This is a genomic window from Flavobacterium sp. (assembly GCF_028712645.1).
In the GTDB taxonomy this organism is placed as follows: domain Bacteria; phylum Bacteroidota; class Bacteroidia; order Flavobacteriales; family Flavobacteriaceae; genus Flavobacterium.
Window position 1 is genome coordinate 1 of the sequence record NZ_JAQTPQ010000350.1, and the last position, 2,970, is coordinate 2,970.

Annotated in this window: 2 protein-coding genes and 1 pseudogene; all 3 read left to right on the plus strand. The window is 32.0% G+C overall.

All coding sequences use genetic code 11. The features are described from left to right. A partial coding sequence (locus tag PHC28_RS17665; protein ID WP_300103627.1) for a TonB-dependent receptor occupies positions 1 to 1,043 on the plus strand: 1,043 nt, incomplete at its 5' end. A gap of 124 nt (positions 1,044 to 1,167) precedes the next feature. Beyond that, positions 1,168 to 1,788 carry a hypothetical protein gene (locus tag PHC28_RS17670; RefSeq protein WP_300103629.1) on the plus strand — a complete coding sequence of 207 codons (621 nt, stop codon included), beginning with the start codon at positions 1,168 to 1,170 and terminating at the stop codon, positions 1,786 to 1,788. 36 nt (positions 1,789 to 1,824) lie between these two features. Continuing rightward, positions 1,825 to 2,970: pseudogene (locus tag PHC28_RS17675) on the plus strand (sensor histidine kinase); the annotation flags it as partial.

The window sequence follows — 2,970 nt, forward strand, 5'->3', positions numbered from 1 at the left end:
ATTATGATAGCTCCGAAAATGCGAGCCATTTGAAATTAAAAATAACTAAGCCTATTTCAAATAAATTGAAGACAAGTTTCGGAGCTGACTATTTCCGTACCACTTGTTCTGAATCGGTTGCTAATTTTGATAGTGGCTATCATTCGAATATTTTTGCCGCCTTTTCAGAAACAGATTTTTTGTTTACCAATAATTTGATTGCCAAAGTAGGTTTCCGATTTTCGAAAAACTATCTGTTGGACGAAAGTTCCATTGCTCCAAGATTGGCTTTAGCATATAAACTGGCTAAATATCAGCAGTTTTCAATGGCTTACGGAACTTTTGAACAAGTGCCAAAAAACGATTACCTGAAATACTCAACCAATTTGCAAGCCGAAAAAGCGCAACATTATATTTTGAGTTATGAATTTAGTAAAGACAAACAAATTTTTAAAGCGGAAGTCTATTATAAAAGCTATGATAATTTGGTAAAATACGATACGAAATCGCCCGTTTATAATAGCAATTTCAATAATAGCGGAACTGGATTTGCCAAAGGATTGGAGCTGTTTTGGAGAGATAACAAGAACATTAAAAACCTAGAATATTGGATTTCGTATTCCTACATTGACACGGAACGGTATTATGCAAACTTTCCAAAACAAGCAACGCCCAGTTTTGTTGCCGATCACACCTTGTCTTTGGTAACCAAATATTGGATTCAAGATTGGCGTTCGCAAATTGGAGCCACTTATACGTTCAGTTCCGGAAGACCTTATAATAACCCAAATGAAACTGTTTTTATGGACGGAAAAACTAAAACTTATAGTAATTTAAGCGTGAATTGGGCGTATTTAATTTCGCCTCAAAAGATACTTTTTTTCTCGGTGACCAATGTTGCTGGAATCAAAAATGTGTATGGATATAATTATGCCAATACGCCAAATTTATCTGGAATTTATGAAAGTCAAGCGATAGTTCCCACTGCGGATCGATTCTTCTTTGTGGGTTTCTTTTGGACAATGAGCAAAGATAAAAAGACGAATCAATTGGAGAATTTGTAACCTAGAAACGTTGCAATACAACTCATCCTCAAAATTCAACAGTTCAGTTAAAGTAAATTTCAAAATCAATACAACCAACATAAATTTGTTCAAGAATTAATTAACCAATTAAAAACTAGAAATTATGACAAAAATTATCATTACAATCGTATTATTTATTAGTAATTTAGTTGCTGCTCAAGGACAATTTGAGCAAGGAATGGGGAAAGCGTTTCAACTTTGGGGCGAAGGAAAAAACACAGAAGCATCAGCTATGTTCGAAAGAATTGCAGCCGCAGAACAAAACTCTTGGCTGCCTAATTATTATGTAGCTCTGGTAAATACCACATCAGCTTTTGGTACAAAAGATGCAACACAAATTAGTTTGTTGTTAGACAAAGCGCAAAATGCGTTAGATATTGAATTGATTAAAAACCCTAACAATCCAGAACTTTTGGTTGTTCAAGCAATGATTTATACTGCCTGGATTGCTTTTGATCCTATGACTAATGGACAAAAACTATCCGGAAAAGTAATGGCATTGTACAGTAAAGCTGAGGCGATAGCTCCAGAAAATCCTAGAGTTGTTTTTGAAAAAGCCGAATTTGAAATTGGCGGAGCAAAATTTTGGGGAAAAGACACCAAACCAATGTGTGCTGAAATTGAAAAAGCTATCGGACTTTTTGCTACTTTTAAACCTGAAACTCCTTTTTCTCCAAAATGGGGATTAGAAAGAGCCCAAGAAGTATTAAAAGGTTGTAAATAAAAGATAAAACCTGTGAGGTTTGTTAAACTAAATAAAATGAATAAATTAATAAAAGAAATCCCTCGAGCATTATTGATAAGTTTCGTTATCTATATAATTTTAATTTTGATTGATTATATAAGTAATGCTCCAAAATTTACAACAGCTTATGAATCTGGGTATTATGTAGGGCATTTTATTGGAATTCATTTTTTTACTTTTATATTTTATAGCATTACTTTGTATTTTGTAAATGCCACATTATATATCAAATTAGATGATTTTTTTGGAATTGAAAATTATTCGCCAAAAAGAATTATAATTGGTTTTGTCAGTTCATTTTTTGTAACATTAATATCAATTTTCTTCTTGCAATTTTTTAGAGAGGTAATTATTAATAAATTATCTTTTTCTGAATTTTTGGCAAATGAACAGCCAGCAAATTATATTGGTTCTTCAATTATAACATTTGTCATTATTTTTGGAATACATTTTTTTCATTTTTATAAAAAATTGCAAGAAAATAAATTAAAAGAACAAAAAATAATTGCAGGAACAGCCAATGCAAAGTTCGAAAGCTTAAAAAACCAAATCGATCCTCATTTTCTATTCAATAGTTTGAATGTTTTGAGTTCTTTAATAGAAGAAAACCCAGACAATGCACAACGTTTTACGACGTCTTTGTCTAAGATTTATCGGTATGTTTTAGAACAAAAGACAAAGAATTGGTTTCGGTCGAAGAAGAATTGGCTTTCGCCAAAACCTATATGAACTTGTTGAAAATGCGTTTCGAAAACAGCTTATTTTATGAATTGCCAACAACAATAAGCATTCCAGAAGCTAAAGTTGTTCCACTTTCGTTGCAGCTTTTATTAGAAAATACCGTAAAACATAATGTGGTTAGCGAACAAAAACCGTTGCATATTCGCATTTATATCGAAGAAAATTATCTAGTCATTCAGAATGATTATCAAAAGAAAGAAGTTTTGAAAGAAAGACAAGGAGTCGGACTGCAAAACATCATCAATCGATACGGAATTATAACTAATAGAAAAGTTTTGATTGAACAAAATGAACAAACATTCACCGTTAAAATACCTATTTTAACCAAACAGATTACAATTATGGATACAACTGCAAATTATAACGAAAACACAGCTTATTACAGAGCCAAAAAACGTGTGGAAGAACTCAAAGGGTTTT

Coding starts and splice junctions, on each gene's coding strand:
- PHC28_RS17670 (WP_300103629.1), top strand. CDS start 1,168: ATGACAAAAATTATCATTACAATCGTATTATTTATTAGTAATTTAGTT.